Below are 20,671 nucleotides of genomic sequence, written 5' to 3'. Positions count from 1 at the left end.
CTAAGTTGTTGCGAAAGAGATATTTCGCAGCAATTTTTTTTATCTAGAGTAATAAATATATATGCTATAATATGACAAAGAGGTAAAATGATTATAGATATAAAAAATTATTATGATAATTTAATAAAAAAATTAAATAAGGATATATCAAATTTAGAATTTAAACCTAAGTTATCAACTATTAGAGTTGGGGAAGATCCAGGAGCTATATCTTATGAAAAGTCTATTTTAAGAGAAGCTGAAAAGCTTAATATAGATGTAAAAATTAAGGTCTTTGAAAAAAATACTGCTGAGGAAGAAATTGAAAAATACCTTGTTCAAGAAAACAAATCTGATACCAATGGAATTCTGATATTTTCTCCTATGCTAGTTGATTTTGATCAAAAGCATATTTTTAGCAAGATAAATCCAGATAAGGATGTGGATGGTCTTTCTTTTAATAATTTCAAAAATATATTTTTTGAAGATGATTATATAAATCTTCCAACCACGGCTACAGCTACCTTAAATTTTTTAAGAGATAATTTTAATTTATCATCTAAAAATATTTTGCTTATAAATAGGTCTTTAATAATTGGGAAACCTCTAGCTATGATGTTGTTAAATGAAGACGCAACTGTGACTATAGCTCATTCCAAGACTTTAGATGTAAAAAACATGATGAAAGATTTTGATATAATCATATCAGCAATAGGAAAGGCTAAATATTTCCAAAATGTTGAACTTAAAAATGATGCCTTACTTGTAGACCTTGGTATATCGGAGAAAAATGGAAAATATTATGGTGATTTCAATAAAGATGAATTTATTGATTCTTCCGTAAACTATCTACCTGCTATAGGAGGTATAGGAAGATTAAATGCTTGTTTTATTTTAAGAAACACCTATATGAATGGAGTAAAAAATGACAGATAAAAAGAAAACTTTATTAAGTTTGGTTCAACCTTCAGGTGACCTAACAATTGGTAATTATTTGGGGGCTATTAAAAACTTTATAAAATTACAGGACGAATATGATTGTTATATAGGAGTGGCAGACCTACATTCTATAACTGTGCCTCAAGTGGCAGCTGAGTTAAGGAAGAGATCTAGAGAGATTGTTGCTATATATTTAGCCCTAGGTTTAGATCCAGATAAGGTAACTATATTTATCCAGTCCCACAATCCAGACCATCTAAAATTATACTGGGTTTTAAATTCTATTTCATATATGGGACAACTATCTAGGATGACTCAATTTAAGGACAAGCAAAGTAGGGCGGATGAAAATAACAATGCAGCCTTATTTACCTATCCTACTCTGATGGCAGCAGATATTTTAGCCTACAATGCGGATGTGGTGCCTGTAGGTATTGACCAACAACAGCATATGGAACTAGCTAGAGATCTGGCTATAAGGTTTAATAGTAGGTATTCAGAAACATTCACAGTACCTGAATCGATAATTAATGAATCCACAAGGAAAATAATGTCCTTGAGGAATCCTGAAAAGAAAATGTCTAAGTCAGATGAAGATAAAAATGCTTCTATCTTTTTACTTGATCCACTAAATGTAATTAGAAAGAAGATAAAGTCTGCGGTTACCGATTCGTTAAATAATTTTGATTATAACGATGAACAAATTGCCTTGAAAAACTTAATCGACATATATTTGGCTTTCACTGGTGAAGACCTAGACCAAGTTTTAGCTAAATATAAGGGCAAAGGTTATGGAGAATTTAAAGCAGATCTTGCCGATATAGTAGCTAATGATTTAGAGAACTTCCAAAATAAATATAATGAGATAATATCTGATAAAGAAAGGTTAGATCAGATATTGAAAGATGGTGCTGAAAAATCTCAAAGAAAAACTAGAAACTTACTTGACAAAGTTTATAGGAAAGTTGGTTTTTTACAATTATAAATAATATTTTTAAACATATTACAAAAAGGTTAAAATGTATGTCCATTTTAACCTTTTTGTAATTTTTTAATTGCTTTTTAAAGGTCTAGGATGTAAGATTTAAACAATACACAGATTTTTAAGGAGAAGACATGGATTTTAATAAGAAAGTTAAACTGGCAAGTGCTATAGCCTTGGCTACAAGTTTAACCTTTGTAATAGCTGAAGACGCAAATGCAGCATCAACTTATAAATTAAATAACAATGTAAAAGCGTATGTAAATGCTAATGATGCTAAAAATCAAAAAAATTCAAAAACTAGTTATACTAGTGGGCAATATTATATTTATAAAACTTATAATGGGATGATAAATATATCTAAGACACCAAATAAAGCCGGTGCTTGGATAAATCCAAAAGAAAACAACACTCCTGTTGATAAGATAACAGAACAAGTTGTTGTAAACCCAATAGATTATAACAAGCTTAATGAAGGTGATTCATACACTTTAAATAACCAGGTTAAAGTTTATAGAAATGCTAATGATGCTAAAAATGATAAATCATCTGTAGCAAGCTATAAACAAGGCCAATATTATGTTTATAAAAAATATGGCCAAATGCTAAATATAACAAAAACAAAAGGTAAAGCAGGTGCTTGGATAAATCCAGAAGATAATAAAGCAATTATAATAGAAAAAACTGTAGAAAAACCTAAAAACAAAGAAGAAGACAAAAAAGTAAATGTTGAAGTCAAAGAAGGAACAAATACTAAAGTAGCTGTAGACCTATCAAAATTAGCAAGCGAAAATATTATAAGTCTAAATGAAAGTCAAAAAGTATATATAAATACTAGTGATGCAAGTAAAAAAATGAATTCTAGGGGAGAATACTTACCAGGAACTTATTATGTATACAAGGAATACGATGGATTCTATAATATATCAAGAGCCAAGGGTGTACCAGGGGCTTGGTTAGCAAAAGTAGAAAGCGTTGAAACAAATAATGAAAAACCAAGTAAACCTCTTTCAAAACAACAAGCATTCATAAATGATATTGCTGGCCATGCACAAAAATTGGCAGCAGAAAATGATTTATATGCTTCAGTAATGATAGCCCAAGCTATATTAGAATCAGGATATGGAACTTCAAGACTTGGTTCAGCTCCTAATTTCAACTTATTTGGGGTTAAAGGATCATATAATGGACAATCTTCTCTGATATATACTAGAGAGTATAGATCAGATGGGTCAAATTATATGACTACAGCTAAATTTAGAAAGTATCCTAGCTATTATGAGTCATTGTGTGATTATGTGGATGTACTCACAGCAAATAATAATAAATCAAGTTGGAGATACAAATTCTATCTAGGAGCAAGATTCTCAACAACAAATTCATATAAAGATGCAACTGCTCATTTAACAGGTAGATATGCAACAAATCCTCGCTATGGTGCAAGCTTAAATGAATTAATTGAAATGTACAATCTAACAAGATTTGATATGGCAAAATAATATATTAAAAATGTTATCTTTTTTATTAATTGGGTAGAAATACTTTGTAAATATATTAAAATGTATTCAAAGGGAGGAAGACATTTATGACATTTGAATTACCAAAATTACCATATAGTAACGATGCTTTAGAGCCACATTTTGATGCAAAAACCATGGAAATTCACCATGATAGACACCACGCAGCATATGTAAATGGCTTAAATGAAGCTTTAAGTAAACATGAAGACTTACAAGATGAAAGCTTAGAATACCTACTAACAAACTTAGATAAGTTACCAGAAGATATCCAAAAAGCAGTAAGAAACAATGGTGGTGGACACTACAACCACTCTCTATTTTGGGAACTCTTATGCAATGATGGATGTCAAGCCCAAGGTAATCTGAAAGAAGCTATAGAAAAAGAATTTGGATCAGTAGAAGATTTCAAGAAAGAATTTAAAGCAGCTGCAACTGGAAGATTTGGTTCTGGTTGGGCATGGTTGGTAGTAGATGGAGATAAGTTAGAAATTATTTCAACAGCAAACCAAGACACACCTTTAGAATTAGGTAAAGAACCAGTATTCGGAGTTGATGTTTGGGAACATGCTTATTATCTAAAATATCAAAATAAAAGAGCTGACTATGTAGATGCATTTTTCGAAGTTTTAAATTGGGAAAAAGCTGAAGAAAGATACAATGAATTAGTTAAATAGAACATTTTATAAAACTGGTTAGATAGCTTTGACTATTTAATCAGTTTTTGTTATATAATTAAAAAAAATATAAAAATAGGAGTATATATTGGAAGATATAATAGGTATTCTTGAAGATAGGTTTCATGAAAACATGGACCGTCATAAAGAGTTGAAATGGGAAGAAGTATTAAAGTTATTAGATGAGAGTGCTATTAAGAAAATAAAATATATGGAAGAAACTGGTGGTGAACCTGATGTAGTTAGCTACAAATCCAATATATATATTTGGGATTGTTCACTTGCTAGTCCACAAAGAAGGAGTTTATGCTACGATAAGGAAGCTCGCATAAATAGAAAAAAGAATGCTCCACAGTCTAGTGCTTTAGAAGAGGCTGAAAAGCATGGCTTAGATTTATTAACTGAAGACCAGTATCTATATTTGCAATCATTAAGTCTAATTGATGAAAAAACGAGTTCATGGATATTAACAGAAGATTCTGTAAGAGAACAAGGTGGAGCCATATTTGGAAACTCCCATTATGGAAGGGTATTTATTTACCATAATAGTGCGGATTCTTATTATTCGAATAGGGGATTTAGAGCAGGATTCAAATTATTATAGAAGTATCATATAATATATATAGTGTAGATTAAAACAAGGAGGAAAAATGAAAAAACCTAAAGTTTTAAAAAAAGGCGATAAGATAGCAATAGTTTCTTTATCATTAGGAATATTAGGTGAAGACTTTACAAAACACCAAGTTGAAATTGCAGAAAAAAGATTAAAGGAAGACTACGGCTTAGAAGTAGTTTATATGCCAAATTCTAAAAAGGGCATCCAATATTTAGGTGATCATCCAGAAGCAAGGGCAGAAGATCTAAAAGCAGCTTTTAAAGATGATTCAATAGATGCAATCATGACAGCAATAGGTGGAAATGATACCTATAAAACCTACCAGTACCTTTTTGAAGATGAAGAATTTAAACAACTAGTAAAAGAAAATCCAAAGCTATTCACAGGATTTTCCGATACTTCCATGAACCATTTGATGTTTCAAAAACTAGGATTAAATACAGTTTATGGACCTGCATTTTTAGTTGATATTGCGGAGTTAGAAGATGAAATGCTTCCATATACTAAAGAATATTTTGACCTATATTTTGAAAAAAATGATGGTTTTGAAATAAAATCTGCTGATGCTTGGTATCTGGATAGGGATTCCTTTGGTGCAGACCAAGTAGGTGTAAAAAGACCTCGCATGGAAGAAAAACATGGATTTGAAGTCCTTAATAATGGTAAGGGGAAAGTCCAAGGTAAACTATATGGTGGATGCTTAGACACGATTGGTGATGCCTTACTAGACTATGTAGGTAGAGGAGTTGATGCTATAGCAGATAAATATGATCTATTTCCAAGTTTAGAAGAATGGAAAGAAAAAATATTATTTATCGAAACTTCTGGCGAAAAAATGCAACCAGCAAGGTTAAAAGAAATATTAAGTGAAATGAAAAATCGTGGCTGGTTAGAGGCAGCTAAGGCTGTGATTGTTGGCAAACCAGTTGATGAAACATACTACGATGAATATAAAGAAGTTTATAATGAAGTCTTTGAAGATTTAGATACACCTATTTTATATAATGTAAACTTTGGACACTCATATCCAAGGACCATTATACCTTATGGATGTTTGGCGGAAGTAGACTTTGACGAAAAGAGATTATTTATTAAAGAATCAATTTTCCAAGATTAAGAAAAGCAGACTGTATTCCTAAATCACTAAAGTTTATTTAGAAGGTAAAATAATGAAAATTAAATATAAATATATTATGTCTGTGGTTATTGAATCCATATTATTAGCATTTTATATATTATTCCCTGAATTATTTATTAATATATTAGGTTACCAAAATAATGTTATAAATTTATTAGGGATAGTACTTATATGTTATTTACACTTTAATTTAGAGAAAAGTAGAGATATTTATGTGAAAGAAGATTTACGAAATTATAAAAAACTTAATATCATTATTAGCATAATTAGATTTATAATTGGAATCTATGCAGTTTATGTTTTGCAAATAACTTTGTTGAATTCTATCTAAATTAATTTAATACTATTTTATTTATTTTGTGATATTAACACAAAAGGATACTCCAAATTTAATAATGTGGAGTATCCTTTATTTATGTTTATTTTATTTATTTTCTTCTTCTCTAAGTCTTTTCAATTCTTCATCAATCATATTTAGAATAATTGGTCTTTGTTCTGGATCTTCAATTGACCATTCATCTATTGATATGGCAATTTTTGGTCCATAGTTATATTCTTCAAACCAGTCATCATATCTGCTGTGAAGGAGTCTAAAGTAATCCACTTGTTCAGGTGTTTGTTCATAATCACGGCCTCTTTTTTGTATGTGTTCCATGATTTTTTCAAAGCTACCTTGTAAGTAAACTAAAAGATCTGGTGCCTTCTTTGGTAAACCTTCTAATTCTTCCATCATATTATCTAATAGGCTAAGGTAAATATTCATTTCTTCATCTTTGATATTACCTTGTTCATTGTTGATTTTGGTAAACAAGGCATCTTCATATATAGACCTGTCAAGTACATTATTTTGGTGTCTAAAGGCATCTTTAATAGATCTAAATCTAGTATTTAAGAAATGAATTTGTAGGGCAAAACCCCATTTTTCTTTATCTTCATAGAATCTTTCTAAAACAGGATTATCATCAACACTTTCAAAAAATGCTTCACTACCATAAAATTCTGAAATATATCTTGTATATGTTGTTTTTCCTGCACCAATCATTCCTGCTAATACGATCACCTTGTTTTCTCCTTCCATCATAACCTCAATTCATAATTTTATTCACTGTTTTAAATTATACAAGCATATAGAAAAAAGTCAATAGATATCTACAATATATTGTGGGTAAGATTTTATGCTTGTAAATTATATACTAAATGTAGCTACAATAATATTTGTTTTACTATTAATATATGATTAAAGCTGTGATATAATCTTATAAGATACGATTAAATATAAAGATAGAGGAAGTATGAAAAGTTTTTTAGAAATAGTTGATTTATTGAAGTCAAAAGATGTATTGGTAGAATATACTGATCAAGATTTAGAAATAAAAGATATTACTTATGATTCAAGACAAGTAGAGCAAAATACTCTATTTTTTGCCAAGGGCTTACACTTTAAAGAAGAATATTTACAGTCTGCAAAAGATTTAGGTGCCTGTGCCTATATATCAGAAAAAAAATATAAAATAGATTTACCTTATATCATAGTAAAAGATATAAGAAAGGCTATGTATATTGTTGCAGATTATTTCTTTGATTCCCCTGATAAGAAGTTAAAAATGATTGGGGTTACTGGTACTAAGGGGAAGTCAACTACTGTAACTATGGTGAAGGCTATATTAGATAAGTATTTGATTGAAAATAATCAGAAAAAGGCAGGTATCATTTCAACAATACTTACTTATGATGGTGTAGTAGAAAAAGAATCTACAATAACAACGCCAGAATCCATTGAGCTTTATAGGCACTTGTCTAATGCGATAAATTCTGGTATTGAATATATGGTTGTAGAAGTGTCTTCTCAAGCCTTAAAATATGACAGACTAGGTTATATAAAATTTGATATTGGAGCTATATTAAATATAGATAATGACCATATCGGTGAATTAGAACATCCTACTTTAGAAGATTATGTAAATTCAAAACTTAAAATGATTGATATAAGCGAAAAATTAGTTTACTTTAAATCAGGAAATAATGTTGAAAAAATTGAAGCGAAAACGGATGATATAGAGAAAATTTCTTATGATATAAACAATCCAAATGCTGATTTTAACATTACTGATATAAACTATGAAAATTTAATTAATCATTTCAAAATAAATGGAAAAGAATTTTCTATAAATTTATTTGGTGATTTTAATGTAGCAAATGCAACTTGCGCCTATATAATTGCTAAGAATTTTGGATTGAATGATGAAGTTATCAAAGAGACCCTAGAAAAACTAAAAATAGAATCTAGATCAACTTTATTTGTAACTGAAGATAAGAAATTGGTAGTAACTTTAGACTATGCTCATAATAGGATAAGTTTTGAAGAAAACTTCAAATTTTTTAAGAAAAATTATCCAGACTATAAGATTTTTTCTATATTTGGAGCAAGTGGAGGAAAGGGCTTAAATAGAAGAAAAGACTTAGGAGAAGTTGCTTCTAGATATTCTGAAAAAATATATTTAGTTCCGGATGATCCGAATTATGAAAATCCAATTGATATTTCCGAAGATATAGCTAGTTATTTTGAAAAAAAATTAGACTATGAAATATTTGAGAAAAGGGAAGATGGAATTAAAAAGGCTTTTATAGATGCAGTTGATTATACAATACTATTTATAGCTGGTAAAGGATCAGAGCATTATCAATTGAAAAATGGTGGCTATGAAAAAATTAAGTCTGACTATGAAGTTGCCTTAGACGAAATAGATAAGTACAATAATAAATAAAAAATCTGCCTTTTTGGCAGATTTTTATATGTAAAAATATTTTAATTGTGCTTTTCAGCTTGTTCAATTTCCCAATGTAGGACAAAGGTGATACCAACTCTTAAAATCATTATTATTGCTAAGGTTAATAATTCATTCATATTAGTTATTGTAAGAGTTTTAAGGATCTCACCACCTAATAAAAAGTTCAATCCTAGAGAAAATGCATGACCTAACATGATTGCTGTCTTTTGGTTGGCAAAGTTAAGTCTTGTCCTAAAGAAGTTTATTAAACCTCTTAATGATCCTAGTAATATAACTACAAGACCTATAATTTCTAATGCTAAAGCAGCTGTATGGGAAAACTCATGTATAATTACTTCCAAAAATTCTGTCATTTTTACCTCCATATAAACTATATTATAGCATATATGGTCTATATTTTAACAATATTATTATACAACGTTATACTTATTAGAAATTAAGCATTTTCAATAATTTTTGCTATCTCTTTTATAGCTTCTTCAGTATTTCTAACAACCACACCGCCAGCATAATAGATACCACCTAAAACATAGTGGTTCATACCAACAGTAGGTATATCGTACTTGTTAGCTGTAGCTAGCCTTATATCAGAATGGATAGCTACAATCTTTTTGTTTAGCTCTACTGCAAGTCCTAATTCCATAAAAACTCCACCATCCAAAGGATTAGAAACATCTGCAAAGAAGATATCACATTCTTTAACTGCATTCATGTCACCTACAAAAATATCTTCCGGTGTAGGAAGAGATGATTTGTTTTCGTTGAATGGCTGGTCTATAGGGTTGAAAATTTCAAGATTTGGGAAATTTTCTCTTAGTAATTTTCCTTCTAGTTTTCTTTGAGCAACTTCTGCCTCGTTAAATAATGATCCTGCTAAATATAATTTCATATCCACCTCCATATATTTATTTATATACTATCATATTTTAGCTAAAATTATTCTATAAAATCTCTTAAGTCTTTTTTTATTATGGCTAGATTTTTGCTATAATTAGTATATATGTGATTATGAAGATGTTATATACTTAATGAAGAAATTAGAAGGAATTGAAATGAAAAAAGAACTTATAGATTTAGAAGATGTTGAACGATTAGCAAAGAAATTAGCACCACTCTTAAAAGAAGGAGATGTTATATCCTTAAGTGGAGATCTTGGAGCTGGTAAAACAACTTTAGTCCAGTATTTAACTAAAGAATTGGGAGTAGATGATTATGTTACTTCTCCAACCTTTGCCTTGGTAAATATTTATTTTGGAGATTTCACTATAAACCATATGGACCTTTATAGACTTGAACATCCTGATGAACTTTTACAATTAGATTACGAATCATATTTTTACCCAGATGGTATCACTTTTATAGAATGGGCCGAAATGGGCCAAGGATATCTTCCAGAAAATATAGTGGAAATAAATATAGAGAAGGCAGGAGATTCAAGAGTATTTGAATTAATCGAAAACAATGATAGATCTAAAGAAATAGGAGAGGGCTTAAGTGAAAGTTTTAGCGATTGATACATCAACTATGATGTCATCCATAGCAATATTAGATGGAGATACAATTATTGGAGCTTCATCTATAAATTTAAAAGAAAGTCATTCTGAAAAACTAGTATTGCTTATAAAAAGACTTTTGGATGATTTAAAATTAGATATTAAAGACATAGATTTGCTAGCTGTTTCTAAGGGTCCAGGATCTTTTACAGGATTAAGGATTGGGATGACCAGTGTAAAGGCTATAGCCCAAGCTCTTGATAAACCTATAGTGGGAATATCAACCCTAGAAGCGATGGCTTTTTCTATTTTAAATAATGGTCATGTACTAGCCTTGATAGATGCAAGAGGAACTAGATATTTTGCAGGCTTATTTCATTGGGAAGATGGGGATTTAGTAGAAGATATTCAAGAAATAATTGAAGAAGTTGACCTATATGAAAAAATAAAAAATATAGAAAATTTAGTAATAGTTGGTGATGGGACAAAAAAATTAGGTGAAGATATATTAAATCTACCAAAGGTCAAATTAGCCCATCCTGCTCTAAATAATGCTATAGGGAAAAATGTGGCAGTTTTAGCAAAAAGACAATTTGATCTTGGTCATGTTGACAATAGCTTTGATTTAGAGCCTGAATATTTAAGAAGATCACAGGCGGAGATAGATTTTGAAAAGAAAAATTTATAGGGAAATTGAAGAAAAAGATATAGAAAGACTTTTAGAGTTAGAAAAAAACTTTCCTAATCCATGGCCAGAAAGGGCCTTTTTTATAGAACTAGAAGGAGAATTTAATAAAAGTATAGGCCTAGAAGTTGATGATGTTTTAGTAGGCTATATTTTTTATAGCTCTTATCCTGACGAAATAAATATCAATCATTTCGTTGTAGATCCTCAATATAGGAGGATGGGTTATGCAAGTGATATATTGGAATATCTATTTAGTAAATTATTAAAAAAACAATTAGTATATCTTGAAGTTAATACAGAAAATACTCCAGCAATAAATTTATATAAAAAATTCGGATTAGAAATTATATCTACAAGAAAAAATTATTATGGGCAAGGAATAGATGCCTTTATTATGAAAAAAGATAGGAGAGAGGCCTTATGATTACTCTAGGGATCGAGTCTTCATGCGATGAAACAGCTGTTTCAGTAATTGAAGATGGAAGAAAAATATTATCAAATACAGTATTCAGCCAGATAAAGACCCATGCTAAGTATGGTGGTGTTGTACCTGAGATTGCATCAAGAGAGCACTTACAAGCCATAAATTATGTTGTAAGAGAATCTCTGGCAGAGGCTAACATTGATTTTGATGACATAGACCTTATAGCGGTAACAATGGGGCCAGGCCTAGTAGGAGCCCTATTAGTTGGTATGTCCTATGCAAAAGGTTTGGCTTTAGCCTTAGATAAGCCATTAATAGGAGTGAACCACATGGAAGGCCATGTTGCAGCTAATTATTTAGCTCATCCAGATTTAGAACCACCTTTTGCATCTTTAATAGTATCTGGTGGACATACCTACTTAGTTGATGTAACTTCTTATACAGATTACAAGGTTATAGGACAAACTAGAGACGATGCTGCTGGAGAAGCCTTTGACAAGGTTTCTAGAGTATTAGGATTAGGATACCCAGGAGGTCCTGCCATTCAAAAGGCTGCAGAAAAAGGAAACCCACAAGCCATAGATTTTCCTAGAGTTATGTTGGAAAAAGATTCCTATGATTTTTCCTTTTCCGGCTTAAAAACAGCAGTTACCAATTACCTCCACAATCAAAAACAAAAAGATGTGGAAATCGATATTTATGACACTGCAGCTTCATTCCAGGAAGCCGTTTTAGATGTGTTAGTAGAAAAATCAGTAAGACTAGTAAAAGAATTGGGTAGAGATAAATTTGTCTTATCAGGTGGGGTTGCGGCTAATAAACCACTAAGGGAAAGACTGGAAAAAGAAATGTCAGAACTCGGTGTAAAGACCTATTTTCCACCTTTATCCTTGTCTACTGACAATGCAGCCATGATTGCTTGTGCAGGTTACTACAACTATAAAGAATTTGGACCTGGTGATTTAGATATAAATGTATATCCGAATCTAGGTCTAAGGAAAGGATAATATGTCAGACTTATTAAAAGGATTAAATAAAGAACAAAAGGAAGCTGTTTTACATACAGACGGTCCTCTGCTTATTTTAGCAGGAGCAGGATCAGGTAAAACATCTGTCTTAACAAGAAAAATAGCCTATCTTTTAGAAAAGGGAAAAGCTGATGAATTTGATATACTAGCCTTTACCTTTACAAACAAGGCAGCAAATGAAATGAAAGAAAGAGTTGCTGACCTTTTAAATAAAGAAGTAGACCATATGTGGATAGGGACCTTTCATTCCATATGTTCTAGGATTTTAAGGAGAAATATAGAAAAACTAGGCTATAAAAATACTTTCTCGATTTACGATACTACGGATAGTAGGTCTTTAGTGAAAGATATCATGAAAGATTTGAGAATTGATGAAAAATATACACCAATTCGAGAAGTTATAGCAGTTATTTCTGATAATAAAAATAAATTTATTTCTCCTGAAGAAAGTGCTGAAAATGCATTTTATAAAAGACAAAGAAATATAGCAGAAATTTATAAGATTTATGAAAAAAGAAAAAAGATAAATAATGCCCTGGACTTTGATGATTTGATATTGAAGACCATAGAATTATTGGAAAAATATCAGGAAATTAGGGATTTCTATGCCAGAAAATTTAAATATATTTTTGTGGATGAATACCAAGATACCAACCAAGCCCAATATAGGTTGATTAGATTATTTACAAAACAATATAAAAATATTTGTGTTGTTGGGGATAGTGACCAATCCATTTATTCTTGGAGGGGTGCAGATATCAGCAATATCTTAAACTTTGAAGAAGACTATAAGGATGCGAGAGTAATTCTTTTAGAGCAAAATTATAGGTCTACAAATAAGATTCTAGATGCAGCTAATGACTTAATAGCCAACAACCTAGAAAGAAAAGATAAAAACTTATGGACTGCCAATAAAAAAGAATTTCCAATAGTATATAGAAATTCTGCAACTGAATATGATGAGGCAGAGGATTTAGTATTAAAAATTCAGCAAATGGCTAATGCCGGTTATGATTTAAATGACATGGCTATACTTTATAGGACCAATGCCCAGTCTAGAGTTTTAGAAGAAAAACTTATGCAAAACCATATAAACCATAAGATTATTGGCGGCTTAAAATTCTATGATAGGAAGGAAGTTAAAGATATAATTGCCTACCTAGCCTTAATAGCTAATCCAGACGATAATGTAGCCTTAAAAAGAGTTATAAATACTCCTAAAAGAGGCATAGGTGATACCACCTTATCTAAATTGGAATTTTACGCCAACAACAATGGAGAATCAATGTTTGATTCCATATATAGTGATGGGTTAGTAGATAGCCTATCTAAAGCCACTATTGGTAAACTTAGAAGTTTTGCTGATACTATAATGGAATTCATTCAAAACGTTGATAATTACTTGATTACAGACTTGCTTTTAGATGTTTATGAAAAATCTGGCTATAAAAAAATGCTAGAAGATTCAAAAAGAATAGAGGATAAGTCAAAAATAGAAAACTTATCAGCCTTAACTGATGCTGTTCAAGAATTTGAAAGAAGAAATGAAGAAGCAACACTATTTGATTATCTTCAAAATGTAAACTTATTATCTGATGTTGATAAAACAGAAGAAAATGATAGGGCAATTAGTCTTATGACTATCCATTCAGCCAAAGGACTTGAGTATGATGTAGTCTTTTTAACAGGTATGGAAGAAGGTCTTTTCCCATCTCTAAGAACCATGGAAGAAGGTGGGTTAGAAGAGGAAAGAAGATTGGCCTATGTAGCTGTTACTAGGGCTAAGGAAAGACTTTTTGTATCATCTGCTGCAAGTAGGACAGTATTTGGTAAAAGAGCTTATACAAAAAGATCAAGGTTTATAGATGAAATATATGGTCATCTTGATGAAGAAAAAGCCCAATTAAATGATAGTTTTTCATCAGCTAATTCTTACTTTGATCAATTTGATAGTTTTGAAGCAAAAAGAGAAAGAATCAGACAAGAAATTCAAGAGAAAAAGAAAAGATTTGAAGACAACTTACAAATGGATTTCAATATTGGTGACAAGGTTGACCACAAGAAATTTGGCCAAGGTATGGTTATTTCCGTTGAAAGAAAAGATAATGGGGATGAACTTTTAGTTAACTTTGATAAGTCTGGATTGAAAAGATTAAATGCCAAATTAGCCAAATTAAAAAAGTTATAGGTGGAAATTATGGAGAGAATGACAGAATTAATCAATAAAATTAAAGAATTAAACTATCATTACTACACTCTTGATAAGCCTTTAGTTAGTGATAAAGAATATGACGCCTTATACCAAGAGCTTAGAGACTTGGAAAAAGAAACTAATATTATCTTAGATGGTTCTCCAACCCAGGAAGTAGGTGGTCAGATACTCGAAAAGTTCACCAAACACGAACACCTAGGAAGATTATATTCTTTAGACAAGGCCCAATCATATGAAGCCTTATCAGAATGGATGGATAGGGCAGAAAGACTAAGACTAGCCTACAACCAAAGTCATGATGAAAATTTACCTAAACTTGAATATATTGTTGAACTAAAATTTGATGGATTAACTATCAATTTAACTTACAACAATGGAGAGTTGATAAATGCTGCAACCAGGGGTACAGGTACTATTGGCGAAGAAATTTTAGAGCAAGTAAAAACTATAAAAACCATTCCTAGAAAAATTGCTTACCAGGGACTGATAGAAGTATCTGGCGAGGGAATTATGCCGCTTTCAGCCTTGGAAAAATATAACAAGGAAAATATAGACCAGCTTAAAAATGCTAGAAATGCTGCAGCAGGAGCCTTAAGAAACTTAGACCCGGCCATCACTAAAAAGAGAAATCTCGATGCCTATATCTACAATATTGCTTATATGGAAGAAGATATTGTAGACAGCCAAGAAGGGGTTATAGAATTTCTAAAAGAAAATAAGTTCAACACCTATCCCTTTGCAAAAAAGGTAGACAATTATAAGGATTTAATAGGTGTCATAGAAGAGATAGCTGACCTAAGAAAGCATATAGATGTTTTAACTGATGGGGTAGTTATAAAAATCAATGATTTCGCAACTAGGGAAGCCCTAGGTTATACAAACAAGTTTCCAAGATGGGCTATAGCTTACAAGTATGAAGCAGACCAGTATTTGACTCAATTACTTGATGTTGAATGGAATGTTGGAAGGACAGGCAAGGTGACTCCGGTTGCTATCCTAGAACCAGTAGATATAGACGGGGTAACGGTTTCTAGAGCTACCTTAAATAACTATGATGACATAGAAAGAAAAAAGGTAAGGCTAGGTTCTATGGTACTCATAAGAAGATCTAATGATGTAATACCAGAAATACTTACAGCTGTAGAAGATGAGTCCATACAAACAAAAGAGATTGAAAAACCAAAAGTATGTCCATATTGCCATAGTGAATTATTTTATGATACTGTCCACATATATTGCCCAAACTCGCTAAATTGTAAGCCTCAATTAAATGCAAGACTTACACATTTTGCTTCGAGAGAAGCCATGGATATAGAAGGTCTATCTGATAAAACTGTTGACCAGCTAATAAATGTTTTAGATATAAAAGAATTAGATGACCTATATGAATTAAAGGAAGAAGACCTAGCAAAATTGGAAGGTTTCAAAGATAAAAAAATCAGCAACCTTCTAAGAGCTATTGAAAATTCTAAACATGTAAAACTTGAATCTTTTATATATGCTTTGGGGATACCAAATGTAGGTATAAAAACTTCCCAAGACTTGGTTGAGCATTTTGGAAGTCTGGATAAAATAAGAAATGCCAAGGCTGAAGACTTGTTAGAAGTTGAAGATGTTGGGCATATTACTGCTAGGGGCATCATTGATTTCTTTAATGAGTCTCATATAGAAGATGCCTTAGAAAAACTATTATCCAATGGTATAGTATTTGAAGATTCTAATGTAGACAAGTCTGATGAATTAGATGGACTAACAATTGTTGTTACAGGTTCCATAGAGGGTTATAATAGAAAAGAGATAGAAGCCAAGCTCAAAAATATGGGAGCCAAGGTTACATCTGCTGTATCAAAAAACACAGATATATTATTAGCCGGTGAAAAGGCAGGTTCTAAATTAACCAAGGCCCAAGAGCTAGATATAAAAATTTACCAAGACCAAGAACTAATGAAATTTTTAGAAGGATTAGAATAATGGATGCAAAAAGATATTATGAAAGGGCGTTTTTAAATTTGCCCCAAGATGAAAATGAAAAACAAATTCAAATTAAAAAGTTTGAAAGTGTTGTAAATTCAGTGAATAACTTATTAGACCTGCAAGTAGAAGGTGAAGATTATTTTGAAATAACTTCAGAAGTATCATCTCCACTACGTCCTGATGAAGTTAAAGAATCAACAGACAGGGAAGAAATATTTTCAAATACAGATCATAGAGAATATGGCTATTTCAAACTAGATAATATAATGGAAGACTAGGTGACTTATGAATATTAAAGAATTACACAAAAAATATTTAAATAAAGAATTGACTGTAGAAGCTTATATAAAGTCTGTCTTTGAAAATATAAAGACAAATAATTACCATGCTTATATAAGCTTAAATGAAGAAGCAGCTTTAGATAAAGCGAAGAAACTAGATGAAAAACTTAAGGATGTCAAAGAACTAAGTCCTTTATTTGGTGTGCCTGTAGCAATCAAAGACAACATATTAACCAAAGGACTAAAGACAACAGCAGGATCTAAGTCTTTATCGAATTATGTGCCAATATATAATGCTGATTTAATTGAAAAATTAAATCTTAGCGATTATATTTTGATAGGTAAGACAAATATGGATGAGTTTGCAATGGGATCATCTTCTGAGACTTCTTATTACGAAACAACCATAAACCCATATGATCCAAGTTTAACACCAGGAGGTTCTTCTGGTGGATCTGCAGCAGCCGTAGCAGCTGATGAAGCTATAGTCTCTTTAGGTACAGATACAGGTGGATCATCAAGAAACCCAGCTGATTTTTGTCATATAGTTGGCTTTGCCCCTTCCTATGGTGCAATTTCAAGATATGGAGTTATATCTATGTCAAATTCCTTAGATAGGGTAGGAATAATGGCCAAAAAAGTTTCCGATGTTAAAATTCTATTCGACCAAATAAGAGGTAAATCAGAAAATGATTTTACAAGTCTAGACCTAGAAAACACAAGCGAAAATAAAGATAATAAAAAAATAAGACTAGCTAAGTTCAATTTAAGAGATGAATATAAGGTAGATCCGGACATATTGAAGTCTTTTAATGAAAGTATTGAAAAACTTGAAGCAGAATTTGGTCAAATGGAAACAGTAGATGTTGACTATTTAGAATATATCAACTCTGCTTATACAGTCATAATGTCTATAGAAGTTGAAGCTAATATGGCTAGGATAGATGGTCTAAGATATGGAGAATCTGTTTCTGAATATGAAAATACCGATGATTTCTATATCCAAAATAGGACTGAAAACTTTGGTGAAGAAGTAAAGAGAAGATTAGCACTAGGTAACTTCTTTGCTTCAAAAGATAATGACCAAATATATTATAAAAAAGCTATGCAAGTTAGAAATTTAGTTAAGAAACAAATAGATGAATTATTAAATGAATATGATTTAATTCTATCCCCAACTACTACTTTAAAAGCTAAAAAGGTAGGGGAAACTAGTCAAGATGCAAATGCATCCTTTGATTCAGGCTTGTTCAATACAATTACAAACTTATCAAACTTGCCTGCAATTTCTATTCCAATGAAAGATGATCAAATAGGATCCTTACAAATAATTGGAAAAAGAAATGACGATTTAAGATTACTAGATATAGCTGAAGAAATAGAAGGATTATTATAATGAAAACAATAATAGGATTAGAAATTCATGCGGAACTAGCTACAGCTAGCAAAATGTTCTGCTCATGTAAAAATGAATTCGGTGCTGCACCAAACACACTAGTTTGTCCAACATGCTTGGGACATCCTGGTACGCTTCCAAGAATCAATGAAAATGCTATTAAATTAGCTGTAAAAGCTGGTCTAGCCTTTGATTGTGAAATTAGACAAACAATGAAATTTGATAGAAAAAAATATTTTTATCCTGACCTAACTAAGGGCTATCAAATTACCCAACAAGATGAACCTTTTGCAGAACATGGATACCTAGAAATAGAAGCAAATGGTGAACCTAAAAAGGTAAGAATCCAAAGAATCCATGTGGAAGAAGATACCGGTAAATCTACCCATACAGAAGGTGGAAATAGCTTACTTGACTATAATAGGGCTGGTGTGCCACTTATTGAAATTGTTACAGAACCTGACCTATCATCAGCTGAAGAAGCAAAAACTTTCTTAGAAGGCCTAAGAGAAAGATTAAAATATATTGGTTCTTCAGATGTTAAGATGGAAGAGGGTTCTTTAAGATGTGACGTTAACGTCAACGTGGTAGACAACCAAGGCAACAAACATGCTATAGTTGAAGTTAAAAACTTAAACTCATTTAGGGCTGTTGAAAGAGCAATCTTGTATGAAGAAGAAAGACAAAAGAAAGCCTTAGAAAATGGCGAGACTTCAAGCAAAGAAACAAGAAGATGGGATGAAACTTCAGAATCAACAATTTTAATGAGAAAGAAAGACGAAGAAAATGACTATAGGTTTACAGTAGATGCAGACCTACCAAGGTTGAATTTATCTGACGAATTTATAGCTGAAATAAAAGATTCTATTCCAGAATTACCTGGAGACAAGAAGAAGAGATACATGAAAGAATATGGTCTAAATGATTATGATGCAAATGTCTTATCTAAAGATAAGGAAGTGTCACATTATTATGAAGACTTATTAAGCCTCTTCAATGAACCAGAATTAATAGCAAACTGGATTTTAACTGAAACCTTAAGAAGAACTAAGGAACACGAAATAAGTGTTAGTGAAATTAAGCTATCAAATGAGAACTTTATTAAATTATTGAAACTTGTTAAAGATGAAAGAACATCAAATAACTCTGCTAAAAAGATTTTTAGACAAATATTTGAAACAAATGAAGATCCAGAACAAGTGATGAAAGACAAGGGCTTAGAACAAATAAATGACCCTGATTTCTTGATAAAACTTGTAAATGAAGTACTTGATGAAAACCCACAATCAATAGCTGACTTCAAGGATGGTAAGGGTAGAGCCTTAGGATTTTTAGTAGGACAGGTAATGAAAAAATCACAGGGTAAGGCCAAACCACAAGAGGCTAATAAACTTATAGCAGAGGAACTAGAAAAGAGATAATAATGGAAATAATACTTTCAACCTCCAATAAAGATAAAATATATGAAATACAAAATATCCTTGGTGACCAATATTGCTTATTAAGTAAAAAAGACCTGGACATTGAAGATTTTGATGTAGAGGAGACAGGTAGCAGCCTAAAAGAAAACGCCTATATCAAGGCTAAAAGCTTATATGATCGATTTAAAAAGCCTGTCCTAGCAGATGATACAGGGTTATTTGTAGATGCCTTAAATGGCAAACCAGGCATTTATTCTGCAAGATATGCAGGTGAAAATGCAAGCTACGAAGATAATAATGATAAATTATTAAAAGACTTAAGTGATATAAAGGACTTAGATAAAAGGACAGCAAGATTTATTACAGTCCTATGCTTTATTGATGAGAATGGAAAAGACCATTATCTTGAAGGTGAACTTGAAGGCTATATAAGTTTTGAGAGACTTGGTCATGAAAATAAGTTTGGATATAATCCTATATTCATAATAAAGTCATTAGATAAGACCCTAGCCCAAGCTAGTGACCAAGAAAGGTTATCTGTAAACCATAGGAGAAGAGCCTTAGATAAACTAAAAGTTTTATTGGAGGAAATCAAATGAAAATAGCTATTGTTTCTGATACCCATGGAAGATGCGACCAAGTAATAAGCGATTTATTGCTAAGGGATGATATAGAATTACTTATTCATCTAGGTGATATGGTCAGTGATGCTAAATTAATTCATGAAAAAACTGGCCTTCCTATGCATGTAGTTAGGGGGAATAATGATTATTATGATGAAAATACCCCATGGAAAATGCTCATAAGACTTGAAAGTCATAAAATACTATTGACTCATGGTCATCTTGAAAGAGTTGGATGGTCAAATACTAGCTTGATTTATGCCGCCAAAGAAGCAGAGGCTGATATGGTTTTCTATGGACATACCCATGTTTATGACTATAGGGAAGAGGAAGGTATAAAAATCTTAAATCCTGGATCCGCCGGCTATGACCGTGGTGGAGAATATGAATCCTATGTTATCATGGATATCTCAAAAGATAATATAGAGGTTGAAAGAATAAGATTGTGAATGGGAGTAAAAACATCGTAGGCGATGTTTTTACGTTAGCCCCCA

Annotated in this window: 21 protein-coding genes; 18 read left to right on the top strand and 3 right to left on the bottom strand. The window is 31.3% G+C overall.

Going from position 1 to position 20,671, the window contains the following annotated elements:
* Positions 1-87 precede the first annotated feature (87 nt).
* The 6 genes from C4Q29_RS03540 (at position 88) to C4Q29_RS03515 (ending at position 5,827) form a co-directional block, all read left to right on the top strand.
* Complete coding sequence (locus C4Q29_RS03540; protein ID WP_103981451.1) at positions 88-915, top strand: bifunctional 5,10-methylenetetrahydrofolate dehydrogenase/5,10-methenyltetrahydrofolate cyclohydrolase; 828 nt, start codon at positions 88-90, stop codon at positions 913-915.
* The gene (gene trpS / locus C4Q29_RS03535; protein WP_103981450.1) at positions 905-1,903 is read left to right on the top strand and encodes a tryptophan--tRNA ligase; all 999 of its coding nucleotides are present in this window, start codon (positions 905-907) and stop codon (positions 1,901-1,903) included. Before C4Q29_RS03540 ends, trpS begins: the two co-directional genes overlap by 11 nt.
* Before the next feature lie 131 nt (positions 1,904-2,034).
* Entirely contained in the window at positions 2,035-3,399 is a 1,365-nt protein-coding gene (locus tag C4Q29_RS06425; RefSeq protein WP_234994039.1) for a glucosaminidase domain-containing protein, read from the top strand.
* Positions 3,400-3,485: 86 nt separating this feature from the next.
* Positions 3,486-4,094 carry a superoxide dismutase gene (locus C4Q29_RS03525; protein ID WP_103981449.1) on the top strand — a complete coding sequence of 203 codons (609 nt, stop codon included), beginning with the start codon at positions 3,486-3,488 and terminating at the stop codon, positions 4,092-4,094.
* An 88-nt stretch (positions 4,095-4,182) separates the two neighbouring features.
* Positions 4,183-4,698, top strand: a complete 516-nt coding sequence (locus C4Q29_RS03520; RefSeq protein WP_200813117.1) for a DUF4256 domain-containing protein — start codon at positions 4,183-4,185, stop codon at positions 4,696-4,698.
* 46 nt (positions 4,699-4,744) lie between these two features.
* Positions 4,745-5,827 carry a S66 family peptidase gene (locus tag C4Q29_RS03515; protein ID WP_103981448.1) on the top strand — a complete coding sequence of 361 codons (1,083 nt, stop codon included), beginning with the start codon at positions 4,745-4,747 and terminating at the stop codon, positions 5,825-5,827.
* A 445-nt stretch (positions 5,828-6,272) separates the two neighbouring features.
* Here C4Q29_RS03515 and C4Q29_RS03505 read toward each other — a convergent pair whose 3' ends face one another.
* The gene (locus C4Q29_RS03505; RefSeq protein WP_103981446.1) at positions 6,273-6,926 is read right to left on the bottom strand and encodes a deoxynucleoside kinase; all 654 of its coding nucleotides are present in this window, start codon (positions 6,924-6,926) and stop codon (positions 6,273-6,275) included.
* A 214-nt stretch (positions 6,927-7,140) separates the two neighbouring features.
* On the opposite strand from C4Q29_RS03505, the gene C4Q29_RS03500 reads away from it, so the two are divergent.
* The gene (locus C4Q29_RS03500; protein ID WP_103981445.1) at positions 7,141-8,613 is read left to right on the top strand and encodes a Mur ligase family protein; all 1,473 of its coding nucleotides are present in this window, start codon (positions 7,141-7,143) and stop codon (positions 8,611-8,613) included.
* 41 nt (positions 8,614-8,654) lie between these two features.
* Here the strand turns inward: C4Q29_RS03500 and C4Q29_RS03495 are convergent, their stop codons facing one another.
* Complete coding sequence (locus C4Q29_RS03495; protein WP_159459203.1) at positions 8,655-8,990, bottom strand: DUF1622 domain-containing protein; 336 nt, start codon at positions 8,988-8,990, stop codon at positions 8,655-8,657.
* Between the two features lie 83 nt (positions 8,991-9,073).
* A complete protein-coding gene (locus C4Q29_RS03490) occupies positions 9,074-9,526 on the bottom strand; it encodes a nucleoside 2-deoxyribosyltransferase (RefSeq protein ID WP_103981443.1) in 453 nt (150 codons plus the stop codon).
* Between the two features lie 139 nt (positions 9,527-9,665).
* Between C4Q29_RS03490 and tsaE the strand changes: the two genes are divergently transcribed.
* From tsaE to C4Q29_RS03435, 11 genes are read left to right on the top strand one after another with little or no spacing between them, the layout of a single operon-like run.
* Entirely contained in the window at positions 9,666-10,151 is a 486-nt protein-coding gene (gene tsaE / locus C4Q29_RS03485; protein WP_234994037.1) for a tRNA (adenosine(37)-N6)-threonylcarbamoyltransferase complex ATPase subunit type 1 TsaE, read from the top strand.
* Positions 10,132-10,818, top strand: a complete 687-nt coding sequence (tsaB, locus tag C4Q29_RS03480; RefSeq protein WP_103981441.1) for a tRNA (adenosine(37)-N6)-threonylcarbamoyltransferase complex dimerization subunit type 1 TsaB — start codon at positions 10,132-10,134, stop codon at positions 10,816-10,818. The genes tsaE and tsaB overlap by 20 nt, the downstream gene beginning before the upstream one ends.
* Complete coding sequence (locus tag C4Q29_RS03475) at positions 10,799-11,242, top strand: GNAT family N-acetyltransferase (protein ID WP_159459202.1); 444 nt, start codon at positions 10,799-10,801, stop codon at positions 11,240-11,242. The genes tsaB and C4Q29_RS03475 overlap by 20 nt, the downstream gene beginning before the upstream one ends.
* A complete protein-coding gene (tsaD, locus tag C4Q29_RS03470) occupies positions 11,239-12,249 on the top strand; it encodes a tRNA (adenosine(37)-N6)-threonylcarbamoyltransferase complex transferase subunit TsaD (RefSeq protein WP_103981439.1) in 1,011 nt (336 codons plus the stop codon). The genes C4Q29_RS03475 and tsaD overlap by 4 nt, the downstream gene beginning before the upstream one ends.
* A gap of 1 nt (position 12,250) precedes the next feature.
* Positions 12,251-14,458 (top strand): ATP-dependent helicase, encoded by a 2,208-nt coding sequence (locus C4Q29_RS03465; protein ID WP_103981438.1) that lies wholly within the window; start codon positions 12,251-12,253, stop codon positions 14,456-14,458.
* A gap of 9 nt (positions 14,459-14,467) precedes the next feature.
* Positions 14,468-16,453 carry an NAD-dependent DNA ligase LigA gene (gene ligA, locus C4Q29_RS03460; RefSeq protein WP_103981437.1) on the top strand — a complete coding sequence of 662 codons (1,986 nt, stop codon included), beginning with the start codon at positions 14,468-14,470 and terminating at the stop codon, positions 16,451-16,453.
* Positions 16,453-16,734: an Asp-tRNA(Asn)/Glu-tRNA(Gln) amidotransferase subunit GatC gene (locus C4Q29_RS03455; protein ID WP_103981436.1), complete on the top strand. Its 282-nt coding sequence runs from the start codon at positions 16,453-16,455 to the stop codon at positions 16,732-16,734. Before ligA ends, C4Q29_RS03455 begins: the two co-directional genes overlap by 1 nt.
* A 7-nt stretch (positions 16,735-16,741) precedes the next feature.
* Entirely contained in the window at positions 16,742-18,133 is a 1,392-nt protein-coding gene (gene gatA / locus C4Q29_RS03450) for an Asp-tRNA(Asn)/Glu-tRNA(Gln) amidotransferase subunit GatA (RefSeq protein WP_103981435.1), read from the top strand.
* Positions 18,127-19,554: an Asp-tRNA(Asn)/Glu-tRNA(Gln) amidotransferase subunit GatB gene (gene gatB, locus C4Q29_RS03445; RefSeq protein WP_103981434.1), complete on the top strand. Its 1,428-nt coding sequence runs from the start codon at positions 18,127-18,129 to the stop codon at positions 19,552-19,554. The genes gatA and gatB overlap by 7 nt, the downstream gene beginning before the upstream one ends.
* Positions 19,555-19,556: 2 nt before the next feature.
* Complete coding sequence (gene rdgB / locus C4Q29_RS03440) at positions 19,557-20,153, top strand: RdgB/HAM1 family non-canonical purine NTP pyrophosphatase (protein WP_103981433.1); 597 nt, start codon at positions 19,557-19,559, stop codon at positions 20,151-20,153.
* Complete coding sequence (locus C4Q29_RS03435) at positions 20,150-20,626, top strand: metallophosphoesterase family protein (protein ID WP_103981432.1); 477 nt, start codon at positions 20,150-20,152, stop codon at positions 20,624-20,626. Before rdgB ends, C4Q29_RS03435 begins: the two co-directional genes overlap by 4 nt.
* Positions 20,627-20,671 lie beyond the last annotated feature (45 nt).

The organism is Helcococcus massiliensis (assembly GCF_900258485.1).
GTDB classification, from domain to species: Bacteria; Bacillota; Clostridia; order Tissierellales; family Peptoniphilaceae; genus Helcococcus; species Helcococcus massiliensis.
This window is presented reverse-complemented; position numbering and strand designations above follow the sequence as displayed.

Coding starts and splice junctions, on each gene's coding strand:
- C4Q29_RS03505 (WP_103981446.1), bottom strand. CDS start 6,926: ATGGAAGGAGAAAACAAGGTGATCGTATTAGCAGGAATGATTGGTGCA.
- C4Q29_RS03515 (WP_103981448.1), top strand. CDS start 4,745: ATGAAAAAACCTAAAGTTTTAAAAAAAGGCGATAAGATAGCAATAGTT.
- ligA (WP_103981437.1), top strand. CDS start 14,468: ATGGAGAGAATGACAGAATTAATCAATAAAATTAAAGAATTAAACTAT.
- tsaE (WP_234994037.1), top strand. CDS start 9,666: ATGAAGAAATTAGAAGGAATTGAAATGAAAAAAGAACTTATAGATTTA.
- C4Q29_RS03500 (WP_103981445.1), top strand. CDS start 7,141: ATGAAAAGTTTTTTAGAAATAGTTGATTTATTGAAGTCAAAAGATGTA.
- C4Q29_RS03490 (WP_103981443.1), bottom strand. CDS start 9,526: ATGAAATTATATTTAGCAGGATCATTATTTAACGAGGCAGAAGTTGCT.
- C4Q29_RS03525 (WP_103981449.1), top strand. CDS start 3,486: ATGACATTTGAATTACCAAAATTACCATATAGTAACGATGCTTTAGAG.
- C4Q29_RS03495 (WP_159459203.1), bottom strand. CDS start 8,990: ATGACAGAATTTTTGGAAGTAATTATACATGAGTTTTCCCATACAGCT.
- gatA (WP_103981435.1), top strand. CDS start 16,742: ATGAATATTAAAGAATTACACAAAAAATATTTAAATAAAGAATTGACT.
- C4Q29_RS03435 (WP_103981432.1), top strand. CDS start 20,150: ATGAAAATAGCTATTGTTTCTGATACCCATGGAAGATGCGACCAAGTA.
- tsaD (WP_103981439.1), top strand. CDS start 11,239: ATGATTACTCTAGGGATCGAGTCTTCATGCGATGAAACAGCTGTTTCA.
- C4Q29_RS03455 (WP_103981436.1), top strand. CDS start 16,453: ATGGATGCAAAAAGATATTATGAAAGGGCGTTTTTAAATTTGCCCCAA.
- C4Q29_RS03465 (WP_103981438.1), top strand. CDS start 12,251: ATGTCAGACTTATTAAAAGGATTAAATAAAGAACAAAAGGAAGCTGTT.
- C4Q29_RS06425 (WP_234994039.1), top strand. CDS start 2,035: ATGGATTTTAATAAGAAAGTTAAACTGGCAAGTGCTATAGCCTTGGCT.
- C4Q29_RS03540 (WP_103981451.1), top strand. CDS start 88: ATGATTATAGATATAAAAAATTATTATGATAATTTAATAAAAAAATTA.
- trpS (WP_103981450.1), top strand. CDS start 905: ATGACAGATAAAAAGAAAACTTTATTAAGTTTGGTTCAACCTTCAGGT.
- rdgB (WP_103981433.1), top strand. CDS start 19,557: ATGGAAATAATACTTTCAACCTCCAATAAAGATAAAATATATGAAATA.